Origin of the sequence: Sphingomonas sp. (assembly GCF_031380695.1) — a bacterium.
In the GTDB taxonomy this organism is placed as follows: domain Bacteria; phylum Pseudomonadota; class Alphaproteobacteria; order Sphingomonadales; family Sphingomonadaceae; genus Sphingomicrobium.
On sequence record NZ_JANMWY010000280.1, the window covers coordinates 1 to 2,251 of the forward strand.

At 64.3% G+C, this 2,251-nt stretch carries 2 protein-coding genes; one reads left to right on the forward strand and one right to left on the reverse strand.

Annotated elements, in window-relative coordinates; genetic code table 11:
* Positions 1-133: 133 nt before the first annotated feature.
* Positions 134-1,639: an aldehyde dehydrogenase gene (locus RMN84_RS10180; protein ID WP_309612060.1), complete on the forward strand. Its 1,506-nt coding sequence runs from the start codon at positions 134-136 to the stop codon at positions 1,637-1,639.
* Here the strand turns inward: RMN84_RS10180 and RMN84_RS10185 are convergent.
* Positions 1,636-2,251: LysR substrate-binding domain-containing protein (locus tag RMN84_RS10185; RefSeq protein WP_309612061.1), on the reverse strand; the 616-nt coding region annotated here is incomplete at its 5' end. The two genes, RMN84_RS10180 and RMN84_RS10185, sit on opposite strands and share 4 nt — an antisense overlap.

The window sequence follows — 2,251 nt, forward strand, 5'->3', positions numbered from 1 at the left end:
TCATCCGCCGTTATGAAGAGCCGATTGGAATAAAGGTGCTTGGCTCGGGCTTCCCGGCCGAGATGGTAGATGATGAGCCGGAGGAAGCTGGTTATGAAGTCATTCCCCGGCGCTGAATGAGGTCGCGACGAACATGACCGATGCGATGGCGACCCTGGCCGACTGGACCCGCGCTGCGGCCGGGGTGGCGATCGAAACCGGCCTGTTCATCGACGGCACGTTCCGGCCCTCCGTGACGGGAGAATCGTTCAACGCGATCAACCCCGCCACTGGCCGGATCACTGCACGGATGGCGTGCGGATCGGCGGCCGACATCGACGCTGCCGTAGGCGTCGCCAAGGCCGCGTGGGATGATGGCCGCTGGCGCTACATGCTTCCCCGCCAGCGCATGGCGATCTTCGCTCGCTTTGCCGATCTGGTCGAAGCGAACGCGCATGAATTCGCGCTGCTCGAGAGCCTGGCAATGGGCAAGCCGGTGATCGACGCGCTGACCATCGATATCCCCGAAACCGTCGTCACGGTCCGCTATTTCGGCGAATGCATCGACAAGATCGCCGGCACGGTCAGCAATTCGGCGCACGACGCCGTGCACATGGTATCGCGCGAGCCGCTCGGCGTGGTCGGTGCAATCTCGTCGTGGAACTATCCCCTGCTGATGGCGACATGGAAAGTCGCGCCGGCGCTGGCAGCAGGCAATTGCGTGGTGCTCAAGCCCGCCCAGCAGGCACCACTCAGCTGCCTCAAGCTGGCCCGGCTGTTCGTCGAGGCGGGCGGCCCCGACGGCGTGTTCAATGTTGTCAACGGCAGCGGACCCGAGGCAGGCAAGGCACTCGCGCTGCATCCCGACGTCGCCAAGATCAGTTTCACCGGGTCGACTGCGGTCGGCAAGCAGCTGATGATCTACGCGGGCCAGTCGAACCTCAAGCGCGTCAGCCTGGAGACCGGCGGCAAAAGCCCGCAAATCTTCATGCCCGACTTGCCCGACATCGACCGCGCCGTCGATGCGGCGGTGATGGGCATCTTCGACAACGCCGGGCAGGTCTGCAACGCCGGATCGCGGCTGCTGGTCCACCACGACATCCACGATGAATTCGTCGAGCGGATGAGCCGCCGCGCCGCGGAACTCTACGTCCCCGGCAACCCCCTCGACCCCGCGACCACGCTCGGGCCGATGGTTTCGCGCGCACAGCAGCAAGGCGTGCTCAGTTGGATCGAGCGAGGGAAAGCCGAGGGCGCAACCCTTGCGTTCGGAGGGCAAGACGTGCCGGCGATGGCCGACGGGGCCTATGTCGTGCCGACACTCTTCACCGCCGTCGCCCCAGCGATGGACATCGCCCGCGAAGAGATATTCGGACCGGTCGCCGCCTTGATCCCGTTCGGCGAAGAAGCCGACGCCATTCGTATCGCCAATGATTCGATCTACGGCCTCGCCGCCAGCGTCTGGACGAGCGACGTCCACCGCGCCCACCGCATGGTCAAAGCAATCGAGGCCGGGGTCGTGTGGGTCAATTGCTTCGGCGATGGCGACATGACCCAGCCGTTTGGCGGCTTCAAGCAATCGGGCAATACGCGCGATAAGTCGATGGAATGCCTTGCCGGCTACATGCAGTCCAAGTCGGCGTGGCTTTCGCTCCGCTAATCAGAGACGCCGACGTGCGCCGACGTCCAGTCGATGAATTTACGGATGCGCAGATTGTCTTTCATATCCTTCCGGCAGATCAGTCCCCATTCGCCGGGACACACCGTCTTGTGCGGGACCGGCCGAACGAGCCGTCCAGAGGCCAGGTCTGCATCCACGAACGGTCCGTTGACGAGCGCGATCGCCTGGCCGGCGAGCGCCATTTCAAGCGCGACCGCCAGCGTGTCGACGACCAGATAAGGCGACGCCGGATCGAACGGGACGCCGGCCGATTCGAACCAGCTCTTCCAGTTTCGAACCTCGGTATAAATCGCGACGAGCGGCTGGGCGAGCAGGTCGGCAGGTTTCGGCGCCGGACCGAGCCGCGCCGCAACCTCCGGGCTGCACACCGGGAACAGACTATATTCGAACAACGGCACCCAATGATACTTCGGGTTGGGCGGTATCTCGCAATAGACCAGGCCGACATCGGCGTGGACATCGTCGAATTCCCATTCGACCGCGCAGGTGCTCAGCGTGACCTTGACCTCGGGATGGTCGGCGAGGAACTGGGGTACTCGCCGCGCCAGCCAGCGGATCGACGCGGTGACATAGGTTTGCACGCGCAACGGC